The 26786-nt window shown below is 61.3% G+C and carries 23 protein-coding genes and 2 rRNA genes; 13 read left to right on the forward strand and 12 right to left on the reverse strand.

The features are described 5' to 3' along the window. Positions 1–21 precede the first annotated feature (21 nt). The 5 genes from OG300_RS20525 to OG300_RS20545 all read left to right on the forward strand — a co-directional run bounded on the left by OG300_RS20525 (position 22) and on the right by OG300_RS20545 (position 3183). A complete protein-coding gene (locus tag OG300_RS20525) occupies positions 22–336 on the forward strand; it encodes a WXG100 family type VII secretion target (RefSeq protein ID WP_405498324.1) in 315 nt (104 codons plus the stop codon). A gap of 16 nt (positions 337–352) precedes the next feature. Further along, positions 353–652 (forward strand): WXG100 family type VII secretion target, encoded by a 300-nt coding sequence (locus OG300_RS20530; protein ID WP_405498326.1) that lies wholly within the window; start codon positions 353–355, stop codon positions 650–652. Between the two features lie 2 nt (positions 653–654). After that, positions 655–1959 carry a polymorphic toxin type 24 domain-containing protein gene (locus tag OG300_RS20535; protein WP_405498328.1) on the forward strand — a complete coding sequence of 435 codons (1305 nt, stop codon included), beginning with the start codon at positions 655–657 and terminating at the stop codon, positions 1957–1959. Continuing rightward, the gene (locus OG300_RS20540; RefSeq protein ID WP_405498330.1) at positions 1959–2372 is read left to right on the forward strand and encodes a hypothetical protein; all 414 of its coding nucleotides are present in this window, start codon (positions 1959–1961) and stop codon (positions 2370–2372) included. The genes OG300_RS20535 and OG300_RS20540 overlap by 1 nt, the downstream gene beginning before the upstream one ends. Before the next feature lie 319 nt (positions 2373–2691). Beyond that, positions 2692–3183, forward strand: a complete 492-nt coding sequence (locus tag OG300_RS20545) for a hypothetical protein (protein ID WP_405498332.1) — start codon at positions 2692–2694, stop codon at positions 3181–3183. Here OG300_RS20545 and OG300_RS20550 read toward each other — a convergent pair. Further along, on the reverse strand, positions 3151–3666 hold the full coding sequence (locus OG300_RS20550; protein ID WP_405498334.1) for a hypothetical protein: 516 nt from the start codon (positions 3664–3666) through the stop codon (positions 3151–3153). The two genes, OG300_RS20545 and OG300_RS20550, sit on opposite strands and share 33 nt — an antisense overlap. 318 nt (positions 3667–3984) lie before the next feature. Here OG300_RS20550 and OG300_RS20555 point away from each other — a divergent pair, with 318 nt between their 5' ends. From OG300_RS20555 to OG300_RS20575, 5 genes are all read left to right on the forward strand, one after another. Beyond that, positions 3985–4932, forward strand: coding sequence for a VWA domain-containing protein (locus OG300_RS20555; protein WP_405498336.1), 948 nt, complete (start codon positions 3985–3987; stop codon positions 4930–4932). Then, positions 4929–5666, forward strand: coding sequence for a hypothetical protein (locus OG300_RS20560; RefSeq protein WP_405498338.1), 738 nt, complete (start codon positions 4929–4931; stop codon positions 5664–5666). Before OG300_RS20555 ends, OG300_RS20560 begins: the two co-directional genes overlap by 4 nt. After that, positions 5663–7594, forward strand: a complete 1932-nt coding sequence (locus OG300_RS20565) for a hypothetical protein (protein ID WP_405498340.1) — start codon at positions 5663–5665, stop codon at positions 7592–7594. The genes OG300_RS20560 and OG300_RS20565 overlap by 4 nt, the downstream gene beginning before the upstream one ends. A gap of 193 nt (positions 7595–7787) precedes the next feature. Further along, positions 7788–10370, forward strand: a complete 2583-nt coding sequence (locus OG300_RS20570) for an AAA domain-containing protein (protein ID WP_405498342.1) — start codon at positions 7788–7790, stop codon at positions 10368–10370. Between the two features lie 798 nt (positions 10371–11168). Further along, positions 11169–11537 carry a nucleotide pyrophosphohydrolase gene (locus tag OG300_RS20575; RefSeq protein ID WP_405498344.1) on the forward strand — a complete coding sequence of 123 codons (369 nt, stop codon included), beginning with the start codon at positions 11169–11171 and terminating at the stop codon, positions 11535–11537. Here OG300_RS20575 and OG300_RS20580 read toward each other — a convergent pair. From OG300_RS20580 to OG300_RS20590, 3 genes are all read right to left on the reverse strand, one after another. Continuing rightward, positions 11527–13269 carry a DNA/RNA helicase domain-containing protein gene (locus OG300_RS20580; RefSeq protein WP_405498346.1) on the reverse strand — a complete coding sequence of 581 codons (1743 nt, stop codon included), beginning with the start codon at positions 13267–13269 and terminating at the stop codon, positions 11527–11529. The two genes, OG300_RS20575 and OG300_RS20580, sit on opposite strands and share 11 nt — an antisense overlap. 311 nt (positions 13270–13580) lie before the next feature. Further along, positions 13581–15491, reverse strand: a complete 1911-nt coding sequence (locus tag OG300_RS20585; protein WP_405498348.1) for a DNA/RNA helicase domain-containing protein — start codon at positions 15489–15491, stop codon at positions 13581–13583. Between the two features lie 150 nt (positions 15492–15641). After that, positions 15642–15938, reverse strand: coding sequence for a YrhB domain-containing protein (locus OG300_RS20590; RefSeq protein ID WP_405498350.1), 297 nt, complete (start codon positions 15936–15938; stop codon positions 15642–15644). Between the two features lie 788 nt (positions 15939–16726). On the opposite strand from OG300_RS20590, the gene OG300_RS20595 reads away from it, so the two are divergent. Then, positions 16727–17329, forward strand: coding sequence for a DUF4352 domain-containing protein (locus OG300_RS20595; RefSeq protein ID WP_405498352.1), 603 nt, complete (start codon positions 16727–16729; stop codon positions 17327–17329). A gap of 87 nt (positions 17330–17416) precedes the next feature. Beyond that, the gene (locus OG300_RS20600) at positions 17417–17632 is read left to right on the forward strand and encodes a hypothetical protein (protein WP_405498354.1); all 216 of its coding nucleotides are present in this window, start codon (positions 17417–17419) and stop codon (positions 17630–17632) included. A 29-nt stretch (positions 17633–17661) separates the two neighbouring features. On the opposite strand, the gene OG300_RS20605 is transcribed toward OG300_RS20600, so the two are convergent. The 5 genes from OG300_RS20605 to OG300_RS20625 all read right to left on the reverse strand — a co-directional run bounded on the left by OG300_RS20605 (position 17662) and on the right by OG300_RS20625 (position 22350). Further along, entirely contained in the window at positions 17662–18813 is a 1152-nt protein-coding gene (locus OG300_RS20605; RefSeq protein ID WP_405498356.1) for an ankyrin repeat domain-containing protein, read from the reverse strand. A gap of 325 nt (positions 18814–19138) precedes the next feature. Further along, positions 19139–20239, reverse strand: a complete 1101-nt coding sequence (locus OG300_RS20610; protein WP_405498358.1) for a hypothetical protein — start codon at positions 20237–20239, stop codon at positions 19139–19141. Between the two features lie 16 nt (positions 20240–20255). Then, positions 20256–21737, reverse strand: a complete 1482-nt coding sequence (locus OG300_RS20615) for a hypothetical protein (RefSeq protein ID WP_405498360.1) — start codon at positions 21735–21737, stop codon at positions 20256–20258. Further along, the gene (locus tag OG300_RS20620; protein ID WP_405498362.1) at positions 21734–22021 is read right to left on the reverse strand and encodes a WXG100 family type VII secretion target; all 288 of its coding nucleotides are present in this window, start codon (positions 22019–22021) and stop codon (positions 21734–21736) included. Before OG300_RS20620 ends, OG300_RS20615 begins: the two co-directional genes overlap by 4 nt. After that, the gene (locus OG300_RS20625; RefSeq protein ID WP_405498364.1) at positions 22021–22350 is read right to left on the reverse strand and encodes a WXG100 family type VII secretion target; all 330 of its coding nucleotides are present in this window, start codon (positions 22348–22350) and stop codon (positions 22021–22023) included. Before OG300_RS20625 ends, OG300_RS20620 begins: the two co-directional genes overlap by 1 nt. Positions 22351–22438: 88 nt before the next feature. Between OG300_RS20625 and OG300_RS20630 the strand changes: the two genes are divergently transcribed. Further along, a complete protein-coding gene (locus OG300_RS20630) occupies positions 22439–22705 on the forward strand; it encodes a hypothetical protein (RefSeq protein WP_405498366.1) in 267 nt (88 codons plus the stop codon). Between the two features lie 15 nt (positions 22706–22720). On the opposite strand, the gene OG300_RS20635 is transcribed toward OG300_RS20630, so the two are convergent. The 3 genes from OG300_RS20635 to OG300_RS20645 form a co-directional block, all read right to left on the reverse strand. Further along, the gene (locus OG300_RS20635; RefSeq protein ID WP_405498368.1) at positions 22721–23224 is read right to left on the reverse strand and encodes an SUKH-3 domain-containing protein; all 504 of its coding nucleotides are present in this window, start codon (positions 23222–23224) and stop codon (positions 22721–22723) included. A 159-nt stretch (positions 23225–23383) separates the two neighbouring features. After that, positions 23384–23500, reverse strand: a 5S ribosomal RNA gene (rrf, locus tag OG300_RS20640). A gap of 158 nt (positions 23501–23658) precedes the next feature. Continuing rightward, a 23S ribosomal RNA gene (locus OG300_RS20645) occupies positions 23659–26774 on the reverse strand. Between the last annotated feature and the right edge of the window lie 12 nt (positions 26775–26786).

Here is a 26786-nt window from a genome sequence, read left to right on the forward strand (position 1 = left end):
TAGCATTGCGAGGGGGTAGCTATGACTGGTGCGTCTCCGTCACTGTCCATCGAACCCGATGAAGTGAAGGCCCTTGGCCGGTTGGCGTTCGACATCGCCTCACAGTGCCGGGACGGGTACTCGTCGCTGGCGAAAGATGTCCAAGTCGCCCTGGAGAAGTGGCGAGGAAACAACGCCGATGTCTTCTCCACTGGTTGGGGCGAGTTCGAGCACGGAGCGACCGAGGTCTGGGACGCCCTGTTCGAGCTGGCAGCCAAACTGGGCGTCACCGCAGAGTCTCTGCGGGCCGTCGATCAGGAGTACGCCGCAGGCTTGAGCTCATTGGACCTGCCATGACCGAATCGCGTGGTCGATGACCGAGCCCCGCGCATTCTCAGTCGATCTCGAGGAGCTGGACAATCTCGCTATTCGGATCAAGGGGTTCGCCGATTTCGTTGGCGCCAGGTTGGACGAGATCGAGCAGCGCAAGAAGCAGGTCGATGCGAAGTGGGACAGCGCGGCTGCCGCCGCCTACGCCGAGGCGCACTCCGAGTGGCTTCGCGGAGCGACCGACATCCACGAAGGCCTGACTGCGTTCCAGAACGCGGTGACGCGCGTCCACCAGGCGCATGTCGGGGCTGCGGCCGCGAACTCGCAAATCCTGGGCGCGTAGGCGTGGACGTCGATCCGAAGGTCTACTACCGGGCCGCTACCAATTGCTTCGATTCGGCAGCCGCGTTGCGCGACAGCTTTCTCTATGTCTTCGGCGAGCTGTCGGGCTGCAGCAACATGGCTGGCGTCGACGAGAGCGGAAAGACTTGGGCGACAGCCTATAACGCCTCTGCCTACGACGCCGTCGGCATGTTCCAGGACGTCGTCGCGACGCTGGAGAACTACGGCAACGCGCTCAACGACATCGGCTACAACCATGCTCGAGCAGATGCGGCGCTCACGGGGACGCCTCAGCCAGAACGGCCAACCGACCCTGGCTCACCGATCTTCGGACCATTCGCTGTTCCCGCACCAGCGGGCGGTACAGGCAAAGGCATCATCGACGAGAGCATCGGCTTGCTCTCCGAGATCGGTGTTCCTGTCCCCGACGGCAACACCGACAAGCTCGCCAAGGCAGCCGACGCCTGGAATCGGCTCGGCACGATCTACCAGAACACCAACGCCAAAGACAAGATCACCATCGCCGCAGGCCTTTTCGACGATCAGGGCGCGGACGATGCGCCGCAGGTGCGCAAGGACCTCGGGTCTCTGGATGCCTCGATCGGCCAATTGTTGGCCTCCTGCAAGGACATTGGTCAATCTTGCAAGGACTACAAACAGTCCCTCGATGACCTCCGCGACGAGATCGAGGGTCTGCTGAAGAGCCTCGCGAAGGAGCTGGCAATCGATGCCGGTATCAGCATCGTCGCGGCGGCGGTCAGCTTCGGAGCCGGAGCGATCACTGCCGTCAAAAGCCTTGCGACTCTGAAGAAATGGGCAGGCAAGATCAAAGATGCCGTCCATGCCTGGAAAGCAGCCAAGGCTACCAAGATCGTCGGACTCAAGCAATCCGCCAAGGACTCTCTCGTCAGAGCACGAAAGGCGGTCAAGGATCTCTTGGATCGTCTGCGTCAGAAGGTCGGCGGCGTCAAGACGGTTCCCAGAACATCGTTGAAGCAAGATCTGGACAATGCCGGCACTTGGACCGGTGGCAACCTCCCGACAAAAGGCGGCCCATCCAACGGATACCTCGTCAAACGTGATCCCAACGGCAACATCACCAACTACTCGTACTACGACAGCGACGGGATAGCGACGAAGCGCGTAGATTTGACCGGCGATTCACACTTCAACAAGGTAACCGGGGAAACAGTCGATACGCCTCACGTCGTCGACATTCAAAAGTATGTCAAGCCGGATACTGGGGAGATCTTCGCCAGAACCGACAGAAACAATGTTCGACCAGCGCTACCCGAGGAGATTCCTTAGTGGACACCGGTGCTTCCGACACCAGCCTGCCAACGGTTCTCGCACGCTCCGAGAGCGAGGACAACGCGACTCGAATCGCGGCAATCCCCGACCTCGGTCGGCACATCGATGCGCCGACCGCACGCCGGCGACTCGAAGAGATCATGACCGACGACAAGATCGTCACCATGCGAGTCGATGCTGCGGAGCAACTCGTTCGCCACGGCGGACAGATTGGCCTTCTCGCCGTACTAGACGAACTCGGGCGACGAAAAGATGACCCGGACATCGATTACACAGCGTACATGCTCAGCGAACTCGACAATTTCGGCGAATTTCCCGTTCTCGCGGAAGCCTCAACGATCGAAACCACCCGATTCTCTGAAGAGGCCAGAGTCGGACTCGACAACTTGCGCAAGCTCATGCAGAAGTAGCCGGGAGCACGATCCCGTCGTTGATGAGCTGACGATGAGCTCCTGACTGCACCCTTGTCCGACCAACATGGGGTGCGATACCAGCCGAAACAGACCGGCATCACAGAGTTCTCGCGTTTCCACAGTTCGATTACGGGCCGGCGGGAGCGTCGTCATACTGGATTCGTGCCCCACATGCGTTGGGGAAGCGACTGCCATGGGGTGGACGATGATCCAAAGCTGGGAGAAAGTAAGGACCCGGGGAGACGTACCGGCGAGGCTCAGAACGCTGAGCCAGCTGCGGGCTGAAGGACTCACACCGGACAAGCGCCAGGAGCCGGTGGCCTATCTAGAACGCGCCTTCGACGGCGACATGTGGCACACCGAGCTCTATGACCCATCTGTCGCCGTGCCAGTGAGCTCTAGCGAGCCTTCAGCCAGCAAGGAAATTCATCAGACCGATCAGCTGACCGTAGTCGAGTGGCCGCGGCACCAGCGCCGGCTGATCGAAGGGCGGTACGTGGACTACGACCAGCCCTCCAAGCGTCATGCGACCGTCGATCAGGCCAAAACCGTTTGCGGACTGCTGATTCCGGAAGCCGCGACAGTTCTCACGGACGACACATCTGGTTGGCACCTCTACACAACCTGCTACAACTGCGCTTACAGGCTGTGGAAAACCCATGCGCCCGAAGGGCTTTGCCGACCGCGGAATGGAGACGACTTTCCGCTGCCATCGGCGTGCAAGCATGGCGAGTACGAGGATGAGTGCCTGCTGTGTCGTCCACCGAGCACACCCTTATCGGTGGACGACCGCGAACCTCCGTTCTGAATCAAGAAGGGATAGCGGCGGCCTTGCGGCACTAGTACAAAACCTCAAGCCAGCGGGATGCGCAGCCGTGACAAGCTGTGCCGCCGCGCTCGGGTGCGGTAAGCCCTCCGCAGAAGCGACAACAGCTGAGTTCACTCCGTCGCATTGCGAGCCGCCGAGTGACTTCGTCTCGCACAATCCTTCGATCTGCGCGTCGGAGAGCCGATCGGGGTCATCGATAAGTTCGGTGGTCGCGTCGAGCAAGCTCTCCAGAGTCCAGTCGGCCTCGTACTGTTGCAGACCGGGCACGCTGCGGAAGGCGAGGAACCGCAGCACGCCCGCGGTGGCCACCTGGAAGGCCTCGGTCGCGACACAGAGCTTGAGCAGGTCCCGGCTGCGCGCGCTGCTCATGCAGTGCCGAATCTCCATGGCGTTCAACGGTTCTCCACCGGTATCGATCCGCTTGAAGATGTCATCTTGTACGCGGCTGGGCGTGCCGGGCACGTGGCAGATAAGCCCTCACGGGCGGATCGCATGCCCAGCGGAAGGCCGCTGCTTCACCTGATGCTCCTCGACGGCCACCTCGCAGGCGTCCAGCGATCTGGCACAGCAGGTCTCTGATTCGGCATCGAATGTCGGAGCTCGCCAACTAGAATCGACGGAAGCACAAGGGCAGCAGGGGATTTCGATTTGCCCAAATTGGGGGTGATGTTCGATTTCTGATCTTGTTGCATGTGACGGACGAAAGCGTTGTCGGGGCGGCCATTTCGTCGGGGCGGAGAAGACCGCCCCCAGACAGTCGTGGTCACAGGATGGAGAGATATGTATTCGGCGGAGATCAACCGTAAACAGCCCGCGCTGTTGATGTTGCTGGTCGATCAGTCGTTCTCGATGGAGGAGTCCTCCGGACAAGGGCAGGGCACGAAGGCCGAGTCATTGGCGCTGGCGGTCAACAATCTACTGGGCAATGCGGTATTGCTATGCAGCCGCGGCGGAGAGAAGATCTACAACTATTTCGAGGTCGGGGTCGTCGGATACGGTGCGACTATCGGCCCGATTCTGCACGGCGCCAGTGCCGAGCAGCCGGTGCTGCCAGTGAAGGATCTTGCCCAGAATCCACGTCGGGTCGACACCGTGACCCGACGCGTGTCGGACGGTGCCGGTGGCGTAGTGCCGGTACAGCAGCAGATGCCGGTCTGGGTGGACCCGGTCGCCGATGGCGTGACACCAATGGTTTCCGCACTGGAATACAGCGAGCCCGTGATCGCGGCGTGGTGTGCGGCACATCCGGCGAGCTTTCCGCCGATCGTGATCAATGTGACCGATGGAGCCAGTACCGATGGCGATCCGCGTGAGGCCGCCGACCGAATCCGGGGGTTATCCACCGACGACGGTGCGGCACTCGTCTTCAACTTGCACCTGTCGGCGCTGGGCGGACAGGCCGTGGCCTTTCCCGAGAGCGCGGCGGGGCTGAGCGATCCGAATGCCCAGGGGCTGTTCGAGGCATCGAGCATCTTGCCACCAGCATTGCTGGAAGCAGCTGCGGCTCTGGGATATTCGGTACGCAACGGATCTCGCGGTTTCTTGTACAACGCGGACGTCACCATGGTGATCGACTTCCTGGATATCGGCACTCGTGCCGTCACTCCGACCGGCCTCACCGATCTCATCAGCCCCGCCGCAACCGACGATGATTCTGCTCCTGACCACGACGATCCCGACGTGGACCCCGACGACATGACACCCGGCGGCGACCAGCCCAAGCTGTGATCGAAGCCGCGACAGGTCCCACGCAAGTCTCGGATCCGGCGACGGGGATTCCCTTGGTGCGATTGGCAACTCAACCCAAGCAGGGACGTGATGACGAGAACGACGATCGCGCTGCTGCGGGCACTCGACCGCGGATCGCGCTCGCCGATGGCGCGTCGACGTCTGCTCGAGCCGAGGTCTGGGCGGAAATCCTGGTTTGCGCATACGTAGTGGACGGAGTCGACATCTTCGATCCCGAAGTCTTGGAAGAGCTTCGCACCGAATGGCAGCGGCGTGTGCATGATGAGAATCTGCCCTGGTATGCACTGGCGAAGCTGCAACACGGTGGTGCGGCGACATTCGTCGGGATCGAATTCGCACACAGCAGATACCGCGCCGTCGCTGTCGGCGACGCTTGCCTGCTGCAGTTTCGTGGCGGGCAGCTGATCACGGCGGGCCCCTTGGACGATCCCACCCAGTTCGGGCGCACCCCACCCCTGATCAGCACATTGGCGGGCGACCGGTCCCATATGCCTGCGATCTGGAGACATGAAGCCGAATTGATGTCCGGCGATCACCTCGTGCTGGCCTCCGACGCTCTCGCAAAACATCTTTTGACACGCCACAGCCTGGGCAAGACCATCGATCCGGCCACGATCCCCGATGACGAGGAGTTCCACGAATGGGTTGCCGAGGCCCGTCGAACCGGCATGGACAATGACGACACCACGATCTGCGTGATGGTGCAGCCATGAGACTGCCCACCCTGCTGAACTATCAACTTGCGCTGCAGAATCCACGCTCCGCGTTTGCGAACGTCGCGGAATTGCGGACTGGCACGACACTTTTGAACGCACAGGGGATGCCGTCAGTCGCCTCAGGGGGCTTCGCCGCGACGTTCACCGTGGACTCCGCCACCGGGCGGCGCTTCGCGGTGCGATGCTTCTACAAACAGGGCCACGGTGATCGGCGGCTGCGTGAGCGCTACGACTTGGTCCACAGTTTCATCGTCGCTAATCCCCAGTTGAGATTCCTGGTGGACGTCCTCTACCAAGACGACGGAATCATCGTCAACGGCGCTCCATACCCGATGGTCCGGATGGCTTGGGCCAGTGGGGAAATGTTGGGAGTCTGGATCGAAGACTGGATCGAAGACACCCAGCGCGATCCCGATGCCATCGAAGCGGTACGTGCCGCGATTTCCAAATCGGTGGCGATGCTGCACCAAGCGGGCGCCGCACACGGTGACCTGCAGCATGGCAATATCCTTGTCGCTGACGATCTTTCGGTGACACTCATCGACTACGACGGCATGTACCTCTCCACATTCGACGGGACCGGTCTGCAGGCCACCGAACAAGGTCATCGCAACTATCAGCACCCTGGACGCGGCAACCGATTCGATTCCGGCATAGACGCGTTCGCAGCCGCCGTCATCGATCTGTCGCTGCATGCGCTCCGCGAGCGTCCGGCACTGTGGGACAAATTCGGTGGCACTGGCGAGAATCTCATCTTCACCGCACGCGACTTCGTCGATCCAGACAACTCGCCGGTCTTCGCGGAGCTGGCGGAAATTCCAGCAGTCGCCGAGGCCTCGAAGCGTCTTCATCGCGCATGCCGAACCGACTACGAGTATGTCGATGCGGTGCTTTCCGAAGGAATGACAACCGCGCCGAATTCCGGCGGGTTCGCGCTGGTCACCGGACAGATTGTTGGAGGAACTGAGCGTGATCGGCTGCTCAGCCTCGAAGGCGAGACAGTCACCGTGTTCGGAACAGTCCAATTCGCCACCCTGGTGACCGGACGTCAAGGCCGCGACGTCGCGCTGATCAATCTTGGTAACTATGTCATCGGCGATTTCACGATTGTTGCCTATGACGGAATCGCTCGAAAGCTCTTCGCCGACTATGGGAACCGCGATAACTGGGGCAACCGCCGCCTGCGCCAGCTTCGAAACTGGCAGGTCGCCATCACTGGCACAGTGGTTATCTACGACAACAAGGGCACACACGTCCCCCAGATCGAGCTCCTCCGGACCGGCCTGCTGCGCAACCTCACGGATCAGCAGATCGCCTCGCTGGTCTCGCCCCCGCCGATGCCGCCGCGTCGGCCACCGCTCTCCGAATCGTCGACACGAACCACGCCTACCACGAGGCCACCGGCGACGAAACCCTCGCGCAATGCACCGATGGCAGCGAAACCTACTGCACCGCAACGCAATCCTGCCGACCAGGCGGCACGCAGGCAGGCCCAGTTGAGCGAGATGTACAAGAACCACCCGGCCACCACGACGTCGTCGCCACCTCCCCCCACACCGTCACGCCCCCCGGCGAAGCCACCGCCGCGGGCGGCGACGACCACATTGACCCAACCAACCTCGATTTTGCCTCCGCACATGCCGACACGGCCGACGGCACCGCCGTACCCCCCGGTCTACCCTCTCGCTCCGCCACCCGAGGCTCCACCGCGCCGCTCGAAACGTGGCAGGAGGATGCTGTTGCTCTGGCTGCTCGCGATCGTCGTGCTGCTGATCGTCATCGTCCTGGTCGGATGCGCTGCCCCCGAGCCACACTCGGCAACGAGGTCGACTCATTGGGACATCGCCGTTCCGACCGCCGTCGAGAGGACTGGTCTGTGGCCACGGCACCGGGACGGAGCTGACCCCAGTGATAGATGGACGTAGAACCGCAGTATTGGTGTCGGACCGGGACGGACGATCGGTCGAGAACAAGACCGCCGAGATCTCCGAGCTTCGACCTGACGGAGCCTGGGTTCACATCACATACGGGCGCTCCGCATATCGCTATCATTCGGAGCGGGTATCCCTCGCAGGTCCGCCGCGGCAATTGCCTCCCGACCCTCAGAACGTAGTTCTCGTGGATGGCTTGCCCTGCGACACCTCAGGTGGCGCTTACCATTTCGATACCCCGGACGGGGGTTGGTGGCACCTGTTCTCGGGGGACGGCGGCTTCCGACCATATCGTGCCGACCAAGTCGAGGTCGTAGGCAATGGTGCCACTTCCGTCGGCGCAGCTGAGGTTCTGAACTACTGGCGAACGGTGGCCGCACTGCTCTCAGTGGAAGGCAACCTGCTCCGGGAGGGACTTGAGCAGCTCGGCTTCATCCATCCCGACAGCGCTCTCCACCGCTATCTCACCGGTGCTCGCCTCGAGTCTCACGCTGAACCGTCTACGCCACGTATCTATCCGTTCCACACCAATCTCAGCCAGCGTGAAGCGATCGACCATGCTCTTCGTTCTCCGGTGTCTGCCATAGACGGGCCGCCCGGCACCGGTAAGACTCAGACCATACTTAACCTGATCGCCAATATTCTGCTCGATGAGTCGAATACCGTCGCGGTGGTCTCTTCCAACAACGCCGCAGTCGAGAACGTCCGCGAGAAGCTCGACGGAGTCGGGATCGGCTACGTCGTGGCCAGCTTGGGGCGGGCGGAGAAAAGGCGCTCATTTCTCGATACCAGCTCCCAATCCGCGAGGAATCAACTCGTTACGGCCCTGGTCAACAGCGCAGAAGGTGCACCGGTCTCCCAAAAGGAGCTGGCCGTGCTCGACCGGCGGCTGCGAAGCAAACAGACCACCGAACGTCAACTCGCACAAAGGCGATCGGAGCACCGTGCATATGTCCTCGAGCGCGAGCATTTCATGGCCCACTTCGATCGGCAATCCCTGCCCGATCCAGAGTTGCTTCCGGTATGGCGATGGAGTGCGGGAAAGATCCTCGACTACATAGCCGCCACTGACCCTGAGCTGGTGCCTGCTGGCAGGCTGCCCGGCCTGCTCGGCCGAGTCACCCACTGGATGAAATTCCGTTCCATGCGTGCGATCGACCCGGGCGATGTCGAGGTGGTGCTGCAGCTGCAGCGACTGTACTTCGACAAGCGAACGGCGGACCTCGAGAACGAGATCCATCGGCTCGAGAATGCCTTGGACACAGCCACATTCGAGCAGCTGGCCGACCGGCAGCGCGATCTGTCACTGGAATTGCTCACGGAAAGTCTGCGCCAGCGCTACCTCGCGCATCCGCCTGGCACCTACAACCACAACTATCCAGCAAAATGGCGTGCCTTCAGCCGCGACTATCCGGTTGTGCTCAGCACCTGTCATTCGCTGCAGCGCAGCATTGGCCCCGGACGCATGGTCGACTACCTGATCATCGACGAGGCCTCACAGGTCAATCTACTCGAGGCCGCAGCGGTACTGGGATGCTGCAGAAGCCTGGTGGTCGTCGGCGATCTGAAGCAACTTGCCCACATCCCCGGGGTCCAGAAGGACGACTGTCCGACCCCACCGCAGCCGGTCTACGACTACCTCCAACACAGCATCTTGTCGTCGCTGATCGCGTTATACGAGCAAGAATTGCCGCGCACAATGCTTCGCGAACACTACCGTTGCGATCCGGAGATCATCGGGTTCTGTAACCACATGTTCTACGACGATGCGCTGATCCCCTTCACCACCAGCACTCCCGGCTGGCAACCAATGGTTGTCGCGCGCACCACGCCTGGAAACCATATGCGCCGGCACGCCGCTGGAAGTCGTTCCAACCAGCGCGAAGTCGACGTTATCCAACATGAAGTCCTGCAGCAGTACTGCACCGATTTCGCGCCGGTCGACATCGGCGTCACCACGCCGTACCGGAAGCAGGTCAGCAAAGTGACCGACGCGCTGATCGACGCCATCGAGGCCGACACCATCCACCGCTTCCAGGGACGAGAGAAAGAGGCAATCGTCATGACGACCGTCCTGGACGAAAGGGCTGCAGAGCACGATCGCCACGGGCTGGAGTTTCTTGACGACCCCCAGATGGTCAATGTCGCTGTATCCCGGGCGAAGAAGCGGTTCGTCCTCGTGACAAACCACGACATGCTCCCCCGAAGTCGTAATCTGCGCAACCTCATCGGGTACATCGGCTACCGCAACTGTGCGAGTGGGATATTCGACAGCTCGATCGTCTCGGTGTTCGACCTTCTGTACGACGACTATGCGGAGCGCCTCAGACCTCTGGCCGCCCGCGTCCGGCGGCGGTCAAGATTCCCCTCTGAGGACATCATTGCCACTGTATTGGAAGATGTTCTACGAGAGACGAATTACCGCGGGCTGGCGGTCAGACCTCAGATGTACGTAAGGAATCTGCTACCCGACCTCAACAACCTCAGTCGGCGAGAGGCGCAATATGTCAACAATCGCGCCTCCATAGACTTCGTCGTGTTCAACCGCGTCACCAAAAAATTGACCTGCGGGATCGAAGTCGACGGGTTCGAATACCACGAGAACAATCCGGACCAGCTAGCACGCGATAGGCTGAAAAACAGCATATGCACCAAGTATGGCATTCCCCTACTGCGCCTGCCTACCACCGGTAGCGCCGAGATTCCGCGCATCCGAGCCGCTTTCGATGCGGTGCTGGACCCAGATTTTTCAGGCGGCGGCTTGTTGTGATCAACAGTGGCTGACCAAGATCGTGAAAACGTTCACGTACATCATGATCGATATCTTTATCGGCACCTCGACCATGTCGAACGCGCGAGGGCACCGCACGGGCCGATGGGTACGGCATGATGGAAGCCGCTATAGGCTCGCCAGGCTCGACCCGACCGCGATCATGGACATGCAGCCAAACAAGCGGACCTGAAAGAGCTGGAACGACTCTCTGGGCTCCTCGGATCCACCGACTGAGCGATCCCTACAGAGCCACAAACGATTTCGTCCCACCCTCGCCTGCACAAGGCGACCGCACCGAGCGAGCTCGGTACAGATTATCTCACCGACGGGTTCGATCCGGTACCGAGATCCATTGGTGCACAATGGCTTTCAGTTCGGAAGACGCTGACGATGTGACGGTGACCTGCGTAGGTAGGGCCGACCCGGATGGCTGCGGCGTCCCCCGACCTTCCTCGGCAAGATGGGATCCAGCACAGGTCACGGTAACGATTGCCGTTGTCGAGCGAATGGGCGAAGTCGAGCGCACGGATAAACCGTTCGGGCCGAACGAGCTCGCCGAAGATGGGGTCTACTATCCAGATCGGTTCGACATGGCTCCGCTCGGCGAAATCGAGAAGATCCGGGTGAGCGAACCACCTAAAGCTCTTCACGAGGCGATTCGGCGTCGGATCGCCTCTGGATGCGCCGACACCATCCGACTGAGTCCCGACGACCTCCGCGACCTCCTGCGACCTCCTGCGACGAGCCGATCGGTCCGCGCGGTGAGACCTCCTTCGACCTGATACACAGATAGGCATGGCCATCGAGAGACTGCAAGCACTCATCTCGGATTTTGCGAGCGAACGGGACTGGCATCAGTTCCACACACCGAAGAACCTCGTGATGGCGTTGACTGGAGAGGTCGGGGAACTCTCGGAGATCTTTCAGTGGCTGACACCCCAACAGAGCACGGCCATCACCGCCGATCCCCAGGGTCGCTCCCGCGTGGAGGAGGAGCTGGCCGACGTCTTCATCTACCTGCTCCGCCTCGCCGACGTACTTCAGGTCGATCTGGTTGCGGCGGCGGAAGCGAAGATCCGAGCGAACGAGCAACGGTATCCCGCCGAACTCGCGCGAGGACGGGCCGTAAAGCATTCCGAACTGCGACGCGAGGTCACGCCGTGATCTTCTCCAAGAACGCTTGGGTTTCCGAATCCGTCGAGTAGACGCACACGCCCCTCATACCGCGGGTGAGGAGGACCTTGTAGGTGTTGCGGACCAACGCTTCGAACTCCTCGTCTGAAGCCTTCCGCACGGCAGGATCCTCCGATTCGCGGCGCAGCGCTACCCAGCGGTCGCCTCGGCGCACGAAGTCCGGACCGAAAATGACTCCCGCCCAGTCATATTCGAAACCTTGTGCGGTGTAGATGCAGCCGACCTGGCCGAAACCCCGCTCATCGGATGCCCAGTAGTACGACTCCGGCGCATCAGGCACCCTTTTGTCCGGCTTGGCGTTCCACGGCCGCCGCCAATCCCCGATCCGGACGTCGTCGACCAGTCGTTTGCCACCGTCGACGGTTTCCGGATCGCTCCAGGGCCAGCAGTATCCCGCCGCGATGCGTGCTGTCCCACCTCCAGATTCACTTTGGTTGGTCAGCCAAGCTTCGAGCGCCTGTGGCGAGACGGCGCTCGCGACCCGGAACAGATCATCCGAGTCGGCTGTCAGCTCCTGCCAGCTGATCGGCTGCAGCGAATCCAACCCCAACAACCGCTCCACCCACATGTCGAACAGATCCGAACCACCACAACGGAACTGGCCGTCGAGTGACACGACATCAACGAGACAACCGGCTCCCTCTGCAGCGGCGGTGATGTCCGCCAGCGAACCCATCTCACCTGGACGCACGGTCTGCTTCTCATCGAGCAAGAACACCGGTACCGACGCCGCGTCCAGCAGCTCGTCGATCTGCTTGCGTCCCTTCGCCCTCAGTTCCGCGCTGGTAAACCGGTTCGCGCTGGTCTCCCGGATACGGTGCGCCTCATCGCAGACCAAGACGTCCAGCTCGCGCGGCGCCGAACCCATGTAGTTGTTGAAGTACTTGAACAACGCCTTCACACGCGGATTTCGGCGGCCAGCAACCTTCCGCATCGTGTTGGTGAAGGCACTCGAGCCCGTCGCATGGTGAACGCGGCGGCCCTGTCGTGCCAATGCACCGAGCAAGCTCAGAGCGATCACGCTCTTGCCCGACCCAGGTCCGCCGGACACGATCACGACAGTCCGAGTGTTCCCGCTCCTGGACCTGTCGACGGCCTGCATGACGAGCTTGTACGCAATCCACTGTTCGTCCAGAAGAACGAACTGCTCCCGCTCCTGAATCTCCTTGGCCGCCAAGTCGAGTAGCGGCTTGGTCGGAGCGTGCTCGAAGTGGAGAAAGTCGTCGGCAGCTTGGAGCGCATGCTCACGACTACCCGCCGGGTCCAGCAAGGCCTTGAGATGGTCGACCATCTGGCCACGACTATCCAGCGTGAACAATCTCCCGAATGGTGTTGGCTGGTACTGCTCGAGCGCTGCGACGGCACGAGAACGTGCGTTGTGTAGATAGGCGATGCCACGCACGACCTCGGGGCGATCGGCTAACGCGGGCGTCGAGTCCACCAGGTACTCGCAGTAGCGGCGGACCTGCTCCACCGGGTGCAATGTCTTCTTGCCGTACCCGCGGATCTCGACGAGTTCCTCAGCAACCTTCTCGATCGTCGACCACTGTTTCAGTTCCACCAGAACATAACTCGGCGCTCCGGTGCCCGGGTGTACGCCGCAGAGCACAGCGTCCACCCGCTTCGGGCTGTGCGGCAAGCCGTACTCGATCAGCACCTCGATCTGCGCGAGCCCCGCATCGACGAGATCGTTCAACAGCACCGGCAGACTCTTGGTCCAGGAGCCCTGCTCGGATGTCCCTGCACGATGCCCCCATTTGAAGAGCGCCTGATCCGCGAGAAGCGTCGTGAGGCGCCCAGCGTTCGCCTCCGACATCAGATACTCAGCACTACCCCGGACCAGAACCACTCGCCACCCCCACGGACGCATGCGAAATACACCATGCGGGTAGGGGCAGCGACGAAGCGGCGCTTCGGTGCCCGGCGGGCCGCGCAGAGTCACACTACTCGACAAGCACCCCGCCGACTGATCAGCTTCCCGGAGTGTCAAGCGAGACTGCAGGATTCCCGCATCTAGGCGGTCATTCGCTCGAAGAACGACCGCGTCTCTTCGTCCGTCGAGTAGACACAGGCGCCGCGCATACCACGGGTCAGAAGGACCTTGTAGGTATTGCGGATCAACCCCGGAAACCGAACGTCGTCGGCCTTCTTGACCTCGGAATCGTAGGAGTGTTCCCGCCGTGCCACCCACCGATCACCACGTCGGACGAAGTCGTCCCCGAATATCACACCAGCCCAGTCGTATTCGAAGCCCTGTGCAGTGTAGATGCAGCCGACCTGGTCCATCCCACCGTTCTCGAATGCCCAATAGTAGGAATCAGGCGCACCCGACACATCCGAACCAGGAAAAGCATTCCACGGACGACTCCACTCATCGATCCGGACGTCGGAGACCAGGCTTCGATTCCCACGCGGCCCGGTCGGCCGCTTGGTCCAGTCCCAGCAGAATCCGGCCGTCAATCGCGCCAGACCACCAGCCTGCCGGTGCCGTTCCCGCACCCAGTCATCCAGTGCGGCAGGCGTATCCGCGCTCCCAAGCAGGAAGTCATCCTCGCTCGCGCCCACTAATGTCGACCATGCGATCGGAGCATCGTCGACGACACCGAGCAGGCGATCGACCCAATCCTCGAAGAGATCAGATCCGCCACAACGAAATTGGCTCTTCAAGTGCACGATGTCAACGTCACATCTCGCCGCACGGGCCCCCTCTTCGATGGCCGCGAGCGAGCCGACCTCGTACGGCCGCACAACCTGATTGTCATCGAGGAACAGGACCGGCACTGCCGCAACACTGATCAGCTCGTCCAGTTGGGTTCTACGTCCCGGTCGAGAAGTCGAGCCACTGCCGGCGTTCGAGCTCACGGTCCGGATCCGATGCGCCTCATCACAGATGAGCACATCCAGTTCCGACTGCCGAGAGTTGGCGAAGTTGTTGAAGTACTTGAACAACGATCGCTCCCTCGACCCCACCAGCCTCTGCATCGTCCTTGTGAACGCACTGGAGCCGGTCGCGTGATTGACCGCGAGGTTCTTTCGAGCGAGATGCCCGAGAAGGCTGAGCGCGATAACGCTCTTTCCGGAGCCAGGGCCACCGACCACCACAACCACCGTCTTCTGGTGGCTCACAGGCGATCCCTTCCTGCGCGAACATTCCGCTTCCCATGCTTGGTTGACGGCAAGGGCCACTGTCTCGTACGCCACTCGCTGCTCATCCAACAGCACAAACTGTTCACGACTCTGGATCTCGTAAGCTGCGGAGTCCAGTAGCTTCTTGGTCGGGCGATGGGGAAATCCGACGAACTCGTCCGCTGCGGCGCGGGCTCGATCCCTGCCCGCATCGGCGTCCAGCACGGAGGTCAGAAACCCACGCAGTCTCTCGTCGTCGTCCCCCAGGAACAGCCTCCCAAATTCGTCCAGTTCATAGTCGGCGAGCGAAGCAACGCCTGCTGCAGTCGCGTTGTGTAGAAAGGCAATACCCCTGACCACTCGATGTTCAAGTGCGGGTGTGAAATCGACCAGATAGCGGCAGTATTGGCGGACCTGCGCCACCGGGTGCAGCACCGGATCGTCGTAGTACGGCACCCGCACCAACTCCCGGGCGATCAGTTCGGCTTCCGACCACTGCTTCAGCTCGACCAATACGTACGTGACCGTGCCGACGTTCGGATCCGTCCCGCACAGAATGACATCCACACGTTTGGGACTGTGCGGCAGCCGATGCTCGAGCAGTGCCTCCACATCTCCGAGGCCCGCCTCGTCGACCACTCTCAAAAACACCGACAGACTTTTCCGCCAGGATCGAACTTCACCAGCTCCGACCGCGCTCCCCCACTCGACGACCGCCCGCTTCTCCAGCTGATCGGGAAGCAGCCCGGCATCAGCCATCTCCAGTAGCTGCCGCACACTTCCGCGCATCAACGCCATGACTCTCCCCGCACCCGACATCGACATGCGGGTGGGAGCAACAACGAGCGAACTCGGTGCTCGGCGGGCCGCGAGAGTCCAGGCTACATCGAATAGCAGCTCTTCCAGGGCACTGCCTGGGAAGATCATCACACCCGCCCGACCACAAAGTCAGACAGTGGTGTCGATCCCACGGCTTTGTGCATACGCCGCCAGCTGCTCATCGAAAGACGTTGCGCTGGAGAGCATCCAGATGTCACCAGTCGACTTCACCACGACGATCGGACCCGTGCCCGGGCCCATAGAGTCGGACATGTTTCGGGTTTCGAGGTAGCGCTGGGTGTTCCAGCCGAAGGTGAAGCACCAGCCGAGGTCCTTCGAGGAGGGGAACAGCATCAGGAGGCGCTCGGGGGACGAGATACCTTCGAGGTGCCGAGCTGCCAAGCTGCGGGCTGCGGGTTCGTCCATGGGTGCTCCTTCGGTTCGTGCGGAGGAATTCGAAGCCGCTGAAGTCCTCGAAATTTGCCCAGGTACCGGAGTGGCCGTCGACGCAGAAGATCTTGCCGTCTCGGTTGATGACGTTGAACACGAGCCCGTCATGGCAGCCCAAGAAGCTCACCGCGGTCATGGCATGAGCGTCTCCGAGACTATCCACCAGGAGACACGCACGGCGGGGCCTAAGAGAGCGGGAGCTCCAGGGTGCGGCGGCTCCGATACCCGCGCAGATGAAGCCTTCTGATCGAACCAGGAGTGTGGAGAAATGAAGCTCAGGCTGATGGGTTTCGACTTCAAGACGGAACGACTGTCCGCGGACTTCGATATCACGTAGGTCGGATTCTGAGGGCGGAATGACGACGCATCGAGGACGCATCCGCGGCTGAACGCTGCAGCCTCAGAAGAGGTGCGCCAACAGATCTCGCCGTGCCCAACGGATACGACTATCAGCTCACCCATAGCGTTGATCAGCAGCTTTCTACGAGCCAGGAGCGACAGACACCATTCATGCCTATTTGACACTGAAAACGCGTGCCATGCATATGACGAATAGTGACAATTTCTTCCGCATCTCCTCGTCCACCATATCGCAATCTTCAAGCAGTAACGGAACTGGAAATAACGGAGAATAATCTACTGTCCAGCGTTACCGCGGTAAACCTGACAAACCGGAAGATTCGGCCGGATCATCCACCGGTGGGCCGAAGTCGTGCCAGTCACGCAATCGGCCTCAAATATCCCCTTTATCAAGGAACCGAGAAATGACCGATCCGCGTATACCCCAGCAGCCTTGGCAGGGAGGCGGGCAGCAGCCGATGCCCGGCTACCCCGCGCCACCTCGCAAACGTCGTGTCTGGCCCTGGGTGTTCCTGGGTCTCTTCGCATGCATCGCCGTGCTTTTCGGCGGTTGTGCCGCATTGATGGGCGGCGCCGCCCATGAGGTCGCCAAGCAGGCGGCTCAGTCAACGAGCATCGCCCCGGTGGGTTCGGAGGTTCGGGACGGCAAGTTCGCGTTCACCGTGACCGGGGTCGACGCACCCGTGAACACGGTGGGCGACAACGAGTTCACGAGCAAACAGGCCCAGGGCGAGTTCATTCTGGTGCACGTCGACATCGCCAATATCGGCAATCAGTCGCAGAGCTACATCGGCGACAATCAGAAGCTCATCGACGATCAGGGCAAGTCCTACTCGAACGACACGATCGCTGTGATCGACCTGAACAAGGATGTGGTGACCGACATCAACCCCGGCAACAAGGTCTCGGTGGTGCTCGCCTTCGACGTACCCCAAGGCACGACACCGACCGCGATCGAGTTCCACGACTCGCTGTTCTCGAACGGGACCCGGGTCGCGATCAAGTAGTCGCCTAGTGGCTGATACGCCGTAGCAACGGCGTATCAGCCACAGCACCAGTGCATCTCGAGAGGTGGAGGAGTGCGGCTTCGGCGGATGGGCTTCGACAAGGAGTCCGAGGTTAGCGTCGAGGACATCGACATCACCGGCATCGGATTCGAAACGGCGTCAAGGCTAGTCGAGGTGCCGGTAGGGGATCTCGTTTGCGGCCATGACCTCGATGCCGGTCTCCTTGCCGAGCCTGCCGAACTGATCGGGTCGGCTTTGCAATCCGACAAGTACGACTACCAGGTGGCTGGTAGCGCTGACTGACTCCAAACTGAATGTGCCCGCGGCGAATATCAGTCTGCTCCTCCGTCTCGAACCGAGCCGGCCGCGGACGCGAAGATCACCAGCGCATCGGTCATGTTGTTGGTCTCCGCGATACCACGGGCTGAGCCGATGCTCCGGCTTGTGTGGTCGGGGTTCGCACCGTACTCGACCAGCAGGCGGACACATTCGAGCCGCTCCGGGGAGCCGGACGAGCCGAGAACCGCTGCCAGCAAAGGTGTCTGGCCTCGGTCGTCTTCGATATCGACTGGGACGCCGGTGCGCAGCAAGGCCAGCAATGCCTCCCGATGCCAATCCGCCGCTGCCAGGTATACCGGGGTGCGACCCGCGATATCGGCTGCGGCGGGGTTGCCTCCCGCGGCCAGGAGGTCTTGTACTCGGGGTTCGTCGCCTGCGGCGGCTGCTCTGTGTAGCGGGGTATCCAGGCGTTCGACCAGGGCGTCGTAGTCGTCGAAGAGATCGGACAGAGAAGCTCGGAGTCGATCGAAATTGCCGCCTGAAACATCTTCTCGGCGTGCCAAGCTCAGTGCGCTCCACCCGCTCTGGTTCTTGCGCAACGGATCCGCGCCCCATTCGCGCAGCACGCCGATCACTTCGTCCGCGGCACGAGAGTGCTTCGCGGCGTGGATCAATGGGGTGTCACCCACGTTGTTCGCGACATCTACTTCCGCCCCGGCCTCGAGCAGACGGCGGAGGGGACGCGCCTGGTCCTGGCCCGCTGCCGCGTGCAACGGGGTGAAACCATTGCAGTCTCGGGCCTCGAGCTGGGATCCGGCCTCCAGCAGTGTCGTGATGAGCAGATCTTGAAGAGGCAGGTGGGCGTAGAAAGCGGCGTAGTGCAGCGCGGTGCGGTCGAACTCGTCGAGGCGGTTGATATCGACGAGTAGGCGAGGGTCGGCACCGAATTCGATGAACAGTGCGGACAACTCGGGGACGCCGTCCATCGATGTCAGGGCATGGTAGTACGGAGTCTCGCTGTCCTCCGAGCTCGTGTTCGGGTCGGCGCCCGCGGTGAGCAGAATGCGGCAGGTCTGCAGATCAGCGCGGCTCGCGGCATAGTGCAGTGGGGTGCGAAGCGACTTGTCGGGGCGGTCGACCTCGATACCCGACGCAACCAGTTCGGCTACCAGCTGCGCGTCCTGTACCAGGACCGCAGCGCGCAACCGGGCAGTCTTCGATCTCCATCCGAACCTCATGCCGCCCCTTTCGAATGCCGGAACCGATTATCCGGCAAGGCCCATCATCTACGGCCGTCTCGACTCGGAAGCACCGCGCCCGCGTCTATCGGCCGCTCTCCTCCGACTTCTCATCATCGGCACGAATCTGCTCGACTACATGAACAGGTCGGCGGGTGTCAGAGATGCCAAAGTCGACGAGGTAGCGAATCGCGGGTAGACGTCGCGGCAGCTCGGCTCCTCGAAGCGAGGAGCGTTCCGCTGCATCGTGACTCGCGGGCTGAATATGACTGCGAGCCAACGGATCACGTCATCACTCCACGTCCGGTGGCATGTGGTACTCGACCTGTTTGTCATCAACCGGGACTCCGCGACGGCGGAGGCTGTCGAGGATCTGGTGGGTGAAGCGGCGGGCGGGGCGGTAGTGGGTGCTGTGGTCGGAGATCAGGCGGATGCGGCCGTTTTCGGCGAAGAGTTCGCCCGCGGCGGCTACCGGGGTGCCGGCGAGGAGGCTGGAGTGGTGGAAGCGGCCGAGGAGATGCTCTGGGGAGGAATAGATTTCGCCGCTGGCGTCCATGACGAAGATTGCTCGGCCGCCTTGTGGGGTCCAGAGGGTGCGGGCGGTGGAGGTGTCGAAGAGGGCGCCTTGGCTGTTGTACAGCAGGCCGTTCGCGACCGTGACTCGGTATGGTTCGCGTTCCGCGGGCGTCAGGTAGTGGACGTGAGTGCCGTTCCAGATCCTGTTGCCGGGGATGTGTTCGCCTACGAACTCGGGGCGCAGTGGCGTCACCTCGTAGGTTGTGAAGGGCGTGGTCGGTGCAGGCAGAGTGGTCACGGTGGTCGGGTCGATTGGTGATACCGACAGGATTTCCCGCACGATCTCATCGGGGTCGATCTTCTCGCCCAGCGCTACCAGCGCAGTTGACGATTCGCCCGGCCAGCCGGGCCAGAGGAAGGCGATTTCGGTGCCGGATTTCAAACGGAGCGGGAGGATTTCGCGGTTGAAGCCTGCGGGCTTGCGGAACATCTTGCCGAGCAAGGGCTGAAGATCGGTCCAGGGCTCTTCCACTCGTGCGATCGGGGCGAGATGGGCGAACTCTGGCCAACGGTCCAGGGGGACCTCGCGGAAGGGGCGTTCGGGCCAGGGTCGCATCTTGTCGAGCTCGGCGGCAACGGCGGTCAGGAAGGCTCGCTTCTCTGATTCCGAGAAGTTCACTTGGACAACGGGATCGAGCACCTCTCCAGAGTCTAGAGCTTCGAGCAGTGCGCGGTATTCGTCGTCGACTGTGAGATCCCAGAGTGGCTGGTGCACCAGCGAAGTTGCCATGCGCTGGATCTCGTCGTTGCCGAGGGCACCAGCGAACTGAATCTTGTACAGCACGGCGTTGGCGACCGCACGCCAGTTGTCGCTCATCTCTATCCCTCTCGTGCTACTTGGGTGCCTGCAGCGCGATCTGGGACAGATCGATCTTCAGACCTTGGCTGCGAAGCTGTTCGATGACCTGGTTGGAGAAGTCCTGTGCAGGACGATAGTGGCCGCTCGAATCGGTGATCAAACGCAGTTCGCCGTCGACCACACGGAGTTCACCGGCGCCTGCCACGGGAGCGCCGGACAGGAAGCTGGAGTGGTGAAAATGGCCGGGCTCATGATATTTCGAGGCGTAGAGCGCGCCGTCCTCGTCCATCACGAAGATGGCGCTGCCATCGCTGAAATGAGTCGCCGAGGCGGTGGTGTCGAAAAGTTTGCCGTTCGCGTCGTAGAGCTTTCCGTCACGGACGAACAGCCGGAAGCTCTGCCGTTCTTCCGCAGTGAGGTATCGCACCGTGTCACCCGGCCACACAGAATTGCCGGGAAGATTCTCGCCCACGTAGCGAGGGTTCATCGCCGTAGTCTCCAGCTTGGGCGCCAGGCCGATGCGGCGGCCGAAGGTCGCGAGCTTCGCCGCGGCCTCCTGGACCCACTTGGCGACTTTCGCGGACAGGACGCTCACGCGGTCCACGAGGGTGCTGACGACGCGGGCGGATTCCCTTGCCTTGGTGGCCAAGTCGGCAATGATCGTGGCGATTCGGCGGGCCTTCACCGCGATTCGGGCTACCCAAGCCGCGTTACCGATTGCTTCGGAGAGACCTGCCGTGAAGGGGGCCAGGATGGCGAAACCTACCTCGACGGCGGCGGTTTCGGCGGCGAGGTCTGCCAGTTCTACCAAGATCTGGTGGTGGGCCTCGTCCAGGTGGTGGGCGTAGTCGCCGCAGGCGTCGCCGATCTGCTGGGCGATGTCGCCGAGGTCGTTCAGGTCAGATTGGCGGGACTGGGCGGTGGCTATGGCGGTGGGGATCTCCTCGGACTGTTGGTTGGCGAGGAGATCTACGGCCTGGGGGATAGTGCAGGACATCGCGTGGAAGTTGGATGCGGCTGTGGTCCAGGCGGTTTGGGCGGAGCGGAGTTCGTCCTGGTGGCCGTTGGGCCAGACCGCGCCTACCGCGTCCTTGATGATGGACCAGCCGAAGGGTTCGGGGAGGCCGCCGCCTGCCGCGGAAGGGGCCTGGTCTACGAGACAGGGGGCCGGGGTGAGGGCTGGTTTCGGGGGCGGTGAGACGGCTTCGTGGTCGGCCTCGGCCTCGCCGGATTGGTGGTTGTAGGCGCCGACGGTGATCAGGTTGCGGGATTGCGTTGTGGCGGTGGCCAAGTGGGCGGAGGCTTGGAGGGCGAGGGCAACCGCCTGGTCGTAGGCGGCGGCCCATTCCTGGCCGATGGTGTCGCTACCTGCCATGCCCGCGTTGGCTTGCAGCACGCCGAGGAGTCCGGTGTGGGTGTTGACGGCCTCGGTGCCGACGGTGCCGAAAACCTCTCCGGCTGAGGCGTATTCGGCGGCGCGGCAGACTATGACCGGGACGCTCGGGGTGGGGGTCACGGCCACATTCCGGCGTTGGTGGATCCGACGGCGGTGTAGGCGGTGTGCGCTGTCGCGAGTTTCTCGCCCAGGACTCGCAGAGCCTCGCGCATCGTCGCTACCGCGGCCACACGTTCGTCGTGGGCGGTGCGGTGGGCGCGGGCGGCGTCGCCGGACCATTCGACGTGGAGTTCGTCGACACGGTTTTCGATCTGGGAGACCCTGGCCTCGATGGTGGACTCTAACTTGGCGGCCGCGTCGATCAGCTGTTGCAGGCCGCCGAGATCGACTCGGTAGTCCCCCACTACATCGCCTCGGGCAGTTCGAGACTCGATCCCGTCCGGCCGATCGCCTCCGCCCGAGCGCCGTCGATACGCACGCACTCCGACGCCACCTGCCGCAGCAGCCCGGAGTCGGAGAGGAACGACGCCAGGATGCGATGGGCGCCGTTCTCCCAATCGGTCCAGGGGTTCTCGTGCGAGGTCGCCGCGTCGCCCTGCCAGTCGCCGCCCAGGAACGAGCGGACCTGTTTCATGTGTGCTGCCACGTCATCGGCGATCTCCTGTGCTGTTCGCTCCAGATAGTCCGCGGTCGCCGACACTTCGACCGGGTTCACACTCAGCTCTCCCGCCACCCGCATGAGGGTACTGGCGGAAGTAGCTGAATATGTGCCACATTCAAGGTTCGCGTCCGGTGGGTTTCCTCGACGATGGTGGTGCGGAATGACATTCGACGACAGGTTCGTGTCGCGGGAGTACTGGTATTCGCTGGGGCTCGAGGTGGAGACGGGGAGGTACTACCTTTCGATCCCCGTCAGCTCCGGGCATGTGGACTACGAAGAGTTCTACGAGATCGATCAGGCGGCGTTCGATCGGTTTCGCGAAGAGCCGAGTGCCGGTGGCGAATTCGCTGAGGCGTGCCGACGCCGTGAGATGGATCGGGTGTTGTTCTATCCGCCTTGGGTTGTCGACCGTGGGACCGGGGTGTAGCCGCGGAGGGCGAGGTCAGGAGACACGGGTGCGCCTGGCGGCGGGGATGGGGAGGTCGTAGGAGAGGAGGGTCGGTGGGGTGCGGTGGCGGCGGATGAGGAGGTCGAGGGCTTCGGGGAGGGAGTTGCCGAGGAGGTGGAGGGCGAGGACGCCGTCGGAGACGAGGCGGCCGTCGTCCAGGATCAGCAAGAAGGAGGTGCTGCTGGAGTTGGCGGCCAGGGGGGTCATGCGGTGGCCGAGGGCGGATTCGAAGTCGTAGTAGCGCTCGTACATGCCGTTGCCTACGTCTATCGGGTCGAAGAACAGGGAGTCTGCGCCCCAGAGGGAGTGGGGGTCTTCGAGGGGGCGCACTGCGAGGTTGCCGAAGGATTCGAGGATGGCGGCCGCGGGTGGGGAGACGTGGTAGCCCTCGCCTTCGAGGCGGTCTATCCAGGGGGCGATGTCTATGCGGCGGGCGGGGGTCCAGCCTGAATCGGTGACGGCTCGAGCGGTTGCGGGGTGCGGCCAGTCGAAGTGCATAGAGGATATTCGGAGCTGGGGGCAAACTGGGTGCAAATATTCTGCGTATGTCGGCAGATGACATCGAATTGTGGCCTGCGGCGACCATTTTGGGTGAGAAGACTTTGTCCGGAAACGCAGAAACCCCCTGACCGAAGTCAGGGGGTTTCGCGAATGATGTTCCGGCGGTGTCCTACTCTCCCACACCCTGTCGAGTGCAGTACCATCGGCGCAGGTGGCCTTAGCTTCCGGGTTCGGAATGGGACCGGGCGTTTCCCCACCGCTATAGCCGCCGTAACTCTATGAAACTGTCACACTCCGCCCGCATGGAATCACGAGGAGCACGCCCTCGACCACCCTCAAACAAGGGGGCCGGGGACAAGGTCCCCGAAATCCCACACAAACGAAGTTTGTGTGTTGTTTCAGATACCGCACAGTGGACGCGTAGCAACTTTGTTGGTAAGTCCTCGGCCTATTAGTACCGGTCACCTACACCCCTTACAGGGCTTCCAGTTCCGGCCTATCAACCCAATGGTCTGTTGGGGGCCTTAACCCCTCGAGGGGGTGAGAAACCTCATCTTGGAACAGGCTTCCCGCTTAGATGCTTTCAGCGGTTATCCCTTCCGAACGTAGCAAACCAGCCGTGCTCCTGGCGGAACAACTGGCACACCAGAGGTTCGTCCGTCCCGGTCCTCTCGTACTAGGGACAGCCTTCCTCAAGTTTCTGACGCGCGCGGCGGATAGAGACCGAACTGTCTCACGACGTTCTAAACCCAGCTCGCGTGCCGCTTTAATGGGCGAACAGCCCAACCCTTGGGACCTACTCCAGCCCCAGGATGCGACGAGCCGACATCGAGGTGCCAAACCATCCCGTCGATATGGACTCTTGGGGAAGATCAGCCTGTTATCCCCGGGGTACCTTTTATCCGTTGAGCGACACCGCTTCCACTTGCCGGTGCCGGATCACTAGTCCCGACTTTCGTCCCTGCTCGACCTGTCGGTCTCACAGTCAAGCTCCCTTGTGCACTTGCACTCGACACCTGATTGCCAACCAGGCTGAGGGAACCTTTGGGCGCCTCCGTTACATTTTGGGAGGCAACCGCCCCAGTTAAACTACCCACCAGGCACTGTCCCTGAACCCGATCAGGGTCCGAGGTTAGAGGTCCAATACGATCAGAGTGGTATTTCAACGACGACTCCCCAGAAACTGGCGTCCCTGGATCAAAGTCTCCCACCTATCCTACACAAACCGTACCGAACACCAATACCAAGCTATAGTGAAGGTCCCGGGGTCTTTTCGTCCTGCCGCGCGTAACGAGCATCTTTACTCGTACTGCAATTTCGCCGAGTCTGTGGTTGAGACAGCTGAGAAGTCGTTACGCCATTCGTGCAGGTCGGAACTTACCCGACAAGGAATTTCGCTACCTTAGGATGGTTATAGTTACCACCGCCGTTTACCGGGGCTTAAATTCTCAGCTTCGCACCGAAGTGCTAACCGGTCCTCTTAACCTTCCGGCACCGGGCAGGCGTCAGTCCGTATACATCGTCTTACGACTTCGCACGGACCTGTGTTTTTAGTAAACAGTCGCTTCTCACTGGTCTCTGCGACCACACCCAGCTCCAGGAGCAAGTCCCTTCACCAGACATGGCCCTCCTTCTCCCGAAGTTACGGAGGTATTTTGCCGAGTTCCTTAACCACAGTTATCTCGATCGCCTTAGTATTCTCTACCTGACCACCTGTGTCGGTTTGGGGTACGGGCCGTGTACCAACTCACTAGAGGCTTTTCTCGGCAGCATAGGATCACTGAATTCGCCTCAATCGGCTACGCATCACCTCTCAGGCTATATGCTGTGCGGATTTGCCTACACAACGCCCTACAGGCTTACACCAGGTATTCCATCACCTGGCCCAGCTACCTTCCTGCGTCACCCCATCGCTTACCTACTACAGCCAGGGTCGTATGCAGCCACGCTCCCTCTCGCCCGAAGGCTCGATAAGACCGCTTTTGGATACTTAGCACAACTGATTCGATATTTGGCGCGGATACACGGGTACGGGAATATCAACCCGTTGTCCATCGACTACGCCTGTCGGCCTCGCCTTAGGTCCCGACTCACCCTGGGCGGATTAACCTGGCCCAGGAACCCTTGGTCATTCGGCGGACGAGTTTCTCACTCGTCTTTCGCTACTCATGCCTGCATTCTCACTCCCATAGCCTCCACGGCTGGATCACTCCGCCGCTTCCCTGGCTATAGGACGCTCCCCTACCCATCCAGACTCCTGGCTCGAAAGCGGGATAATGTCTGAATGCCGCAGCTTCGGTGGTGTACTTGAGCCCCGCTACATTGTCGGCGCAGGATCACTTGACCAGTGAGCTATTACGCACTCTTTCAAGGGTGGCTGCTTCTAAGCCAACCTCCTGGTTGTCTTCGCGACCCCACATCCTTTTCCACTTAGTACACGCTTAGGGACCTTAGCTGGCGATCTGGGCTGTTTCCCTCTCGACTATGAAGCTTATCCCCCACAGTCTCACTGCCGCGCTCTCACTCACCGGCATTCGGAGTTTGGCTGACTTCGGTAAGCTTGTAGGCCCCCTAGGCCATCCAGTAGCTCTACCTCCGGTGAGAAACACGCGACGCTGCACCTAAATGCATTTCGGGGAGAACCAGCTATCACGGAGTTTGATTGGCCTTTCACCCCTACCCACAGCTCATCCCCTCAGTTTTCAACCTAAGTGGGTTCGGGCCTCCACGACGTCTTACCGTCGCTTCACCCTGGCCATGGGTAGATCACTCCGCTTCGGGTCCATAGTGTGCGACTCAAACGCCCTATTCGGACTCGCTTTCGCTACGGCTACCCCACACGGGTTAACCTTGCCACACACCGATGACTCGCAGGCTCATTCTTCAAAAGGCACGCCATCACCCCACCACAAAGTGGAAGGCTCTGACGGATTGTAAGCGCACGGTTTCAGGTACTATTTCACTCCCCTCCCGGGGTACTTTTCACCTTTCCCTCACGGTACTAGTCCGCTATCGGTCACCAGGGAGTATTCAGGCTTACCGGGTGGTCCCGGCAGATTCACAGCAGATTTCACGGGCCCGCTGCTACTCGGGTGTCTCTCACACAAGCCGAGATGTTTTCGTCTACCGGACTCTCACCGTCTACGGTTGGCCATCCCAGACCAATTCGACTAACAACTCGGTTTCTGACTTGTGCTCGATTCGGCAGAATCGAGAAGAGAGATCCCACAACCCCACGAACGCAACGCCTGCCGGCTATCACACGCTCCTGGTTTAGCCTCTTCCGCTTTCGCTCGCCACTACTCACGGAATCACTGTTGTTTTCTCTTCCTGTGGGTACTGAGATGTTTCACTTCCCCACGTTCCCTCCACACGCCCTATATATTCAGGCGCGGGTAACACGACATCACTCGTGCTGGGTTTCCCCATTCGGAAATCCTCGGATCTCAGCTCGTTTGACAGCTCCCCGAGGCTTATCGCAGCCTACTACGTCCTTCATCGGCTCCTGGTGCCAAGGCATCCACCGTACGCTCTTTTTCACTTACTAACAAAGATGCTC

Source organism: Nocardia sp. NBC_00511 (genome assembly GCF_045161165.1).
GTDB lineage: Bacteria > Actinomycetota > Actinomycetes > Mycobacteriales > Mycobacteriaceae > Nocardia.

Bases quoted from the DNA above. Each gene is read 5' to 3' on its own strand.
- OG300_RS20525 (WP_405498324.1), top strand. From the start codon at position 22: ATGACTGGTGCGTCTCCGTCACTGTCCATCGAACCCGATGAAGTGAAG.
- OG300_RS20530 (WP_405498326.1), top strand. From the start codon at position 353: ATGACCGAGCCCCGCGCATTCTCAGTCGATCTCGAGGAGCTGGACAAT.
- OG300_RS20555 (WP_405498336.1), top strand. From the start codon at position 3,985: ATGTATTCGGCGGAGATCAACCGTAAACAGCCCGCGCTGTTGATGTTG.
- OG300_RS20565 (WP_405498340.1), top strand. From the start codon at position 5,663: ATGAGACTGCCCACCCTGCTGAACTATCAACTTGCGCTGCAGAATCCA.
- OG300_RS20575 (WP_405498344.1), top strand. From the start codon at position 11,169: ATGGCCATCGAGAGACTGCAAGCACTCATCTCGGATTTTGCGAGCGAA.
- OG300_RS20585 (WP_405498348.1), bottom strand. From the start codon at position 15,491: ATGGCGTTGATGCGCGGAAGTGTGCGGCAGCTACTGGAGATGGCTGAT.
- OG300_RS20590 (WP_405498350.1), bottom strand. From the start codon at position 15,938: ATGGACGAACCCGCAGCCCGCAGCTTGGCAGCTCGGCACCTCGAAGGT.
- OG300_RS20595 (WP_405498352.1), top strand. From the start codon at position 16,727: ATGACCGATCCGCGTATACCCCAGCAGCCTTGGCAGGGAGGCGGGCAG.
- OG300_RS20600 (WP_405498354.1), top strand. From the start codon at position 17,417: ATGGGCTTCGACAAGGAGTCCGAGGTTAGCGTCGAGGACATCGACATC.
- OG300_RS20610 (WP_405498358.1), bottom strand. From the start codon at position 20,239: ATGAGCGACAACTGGCGTGCGGTCGCCAACGCCGTGCTGTACAAGATT.
- OG300_RS20630 (WP_405498366.1), top strand. From the start codon at position 22,439: ATGACATTCGACGACAGGTTCGTGTCGCGGGAGTACTGGTATTCGCTG.
- OG300_RS20635 (WP_405498368.1), bottom strand. From the start codon at position 23,224: ATGCACTTCGACTGGCCGCACCCCGCAACCGCTCGAGCCGTCACCGAT.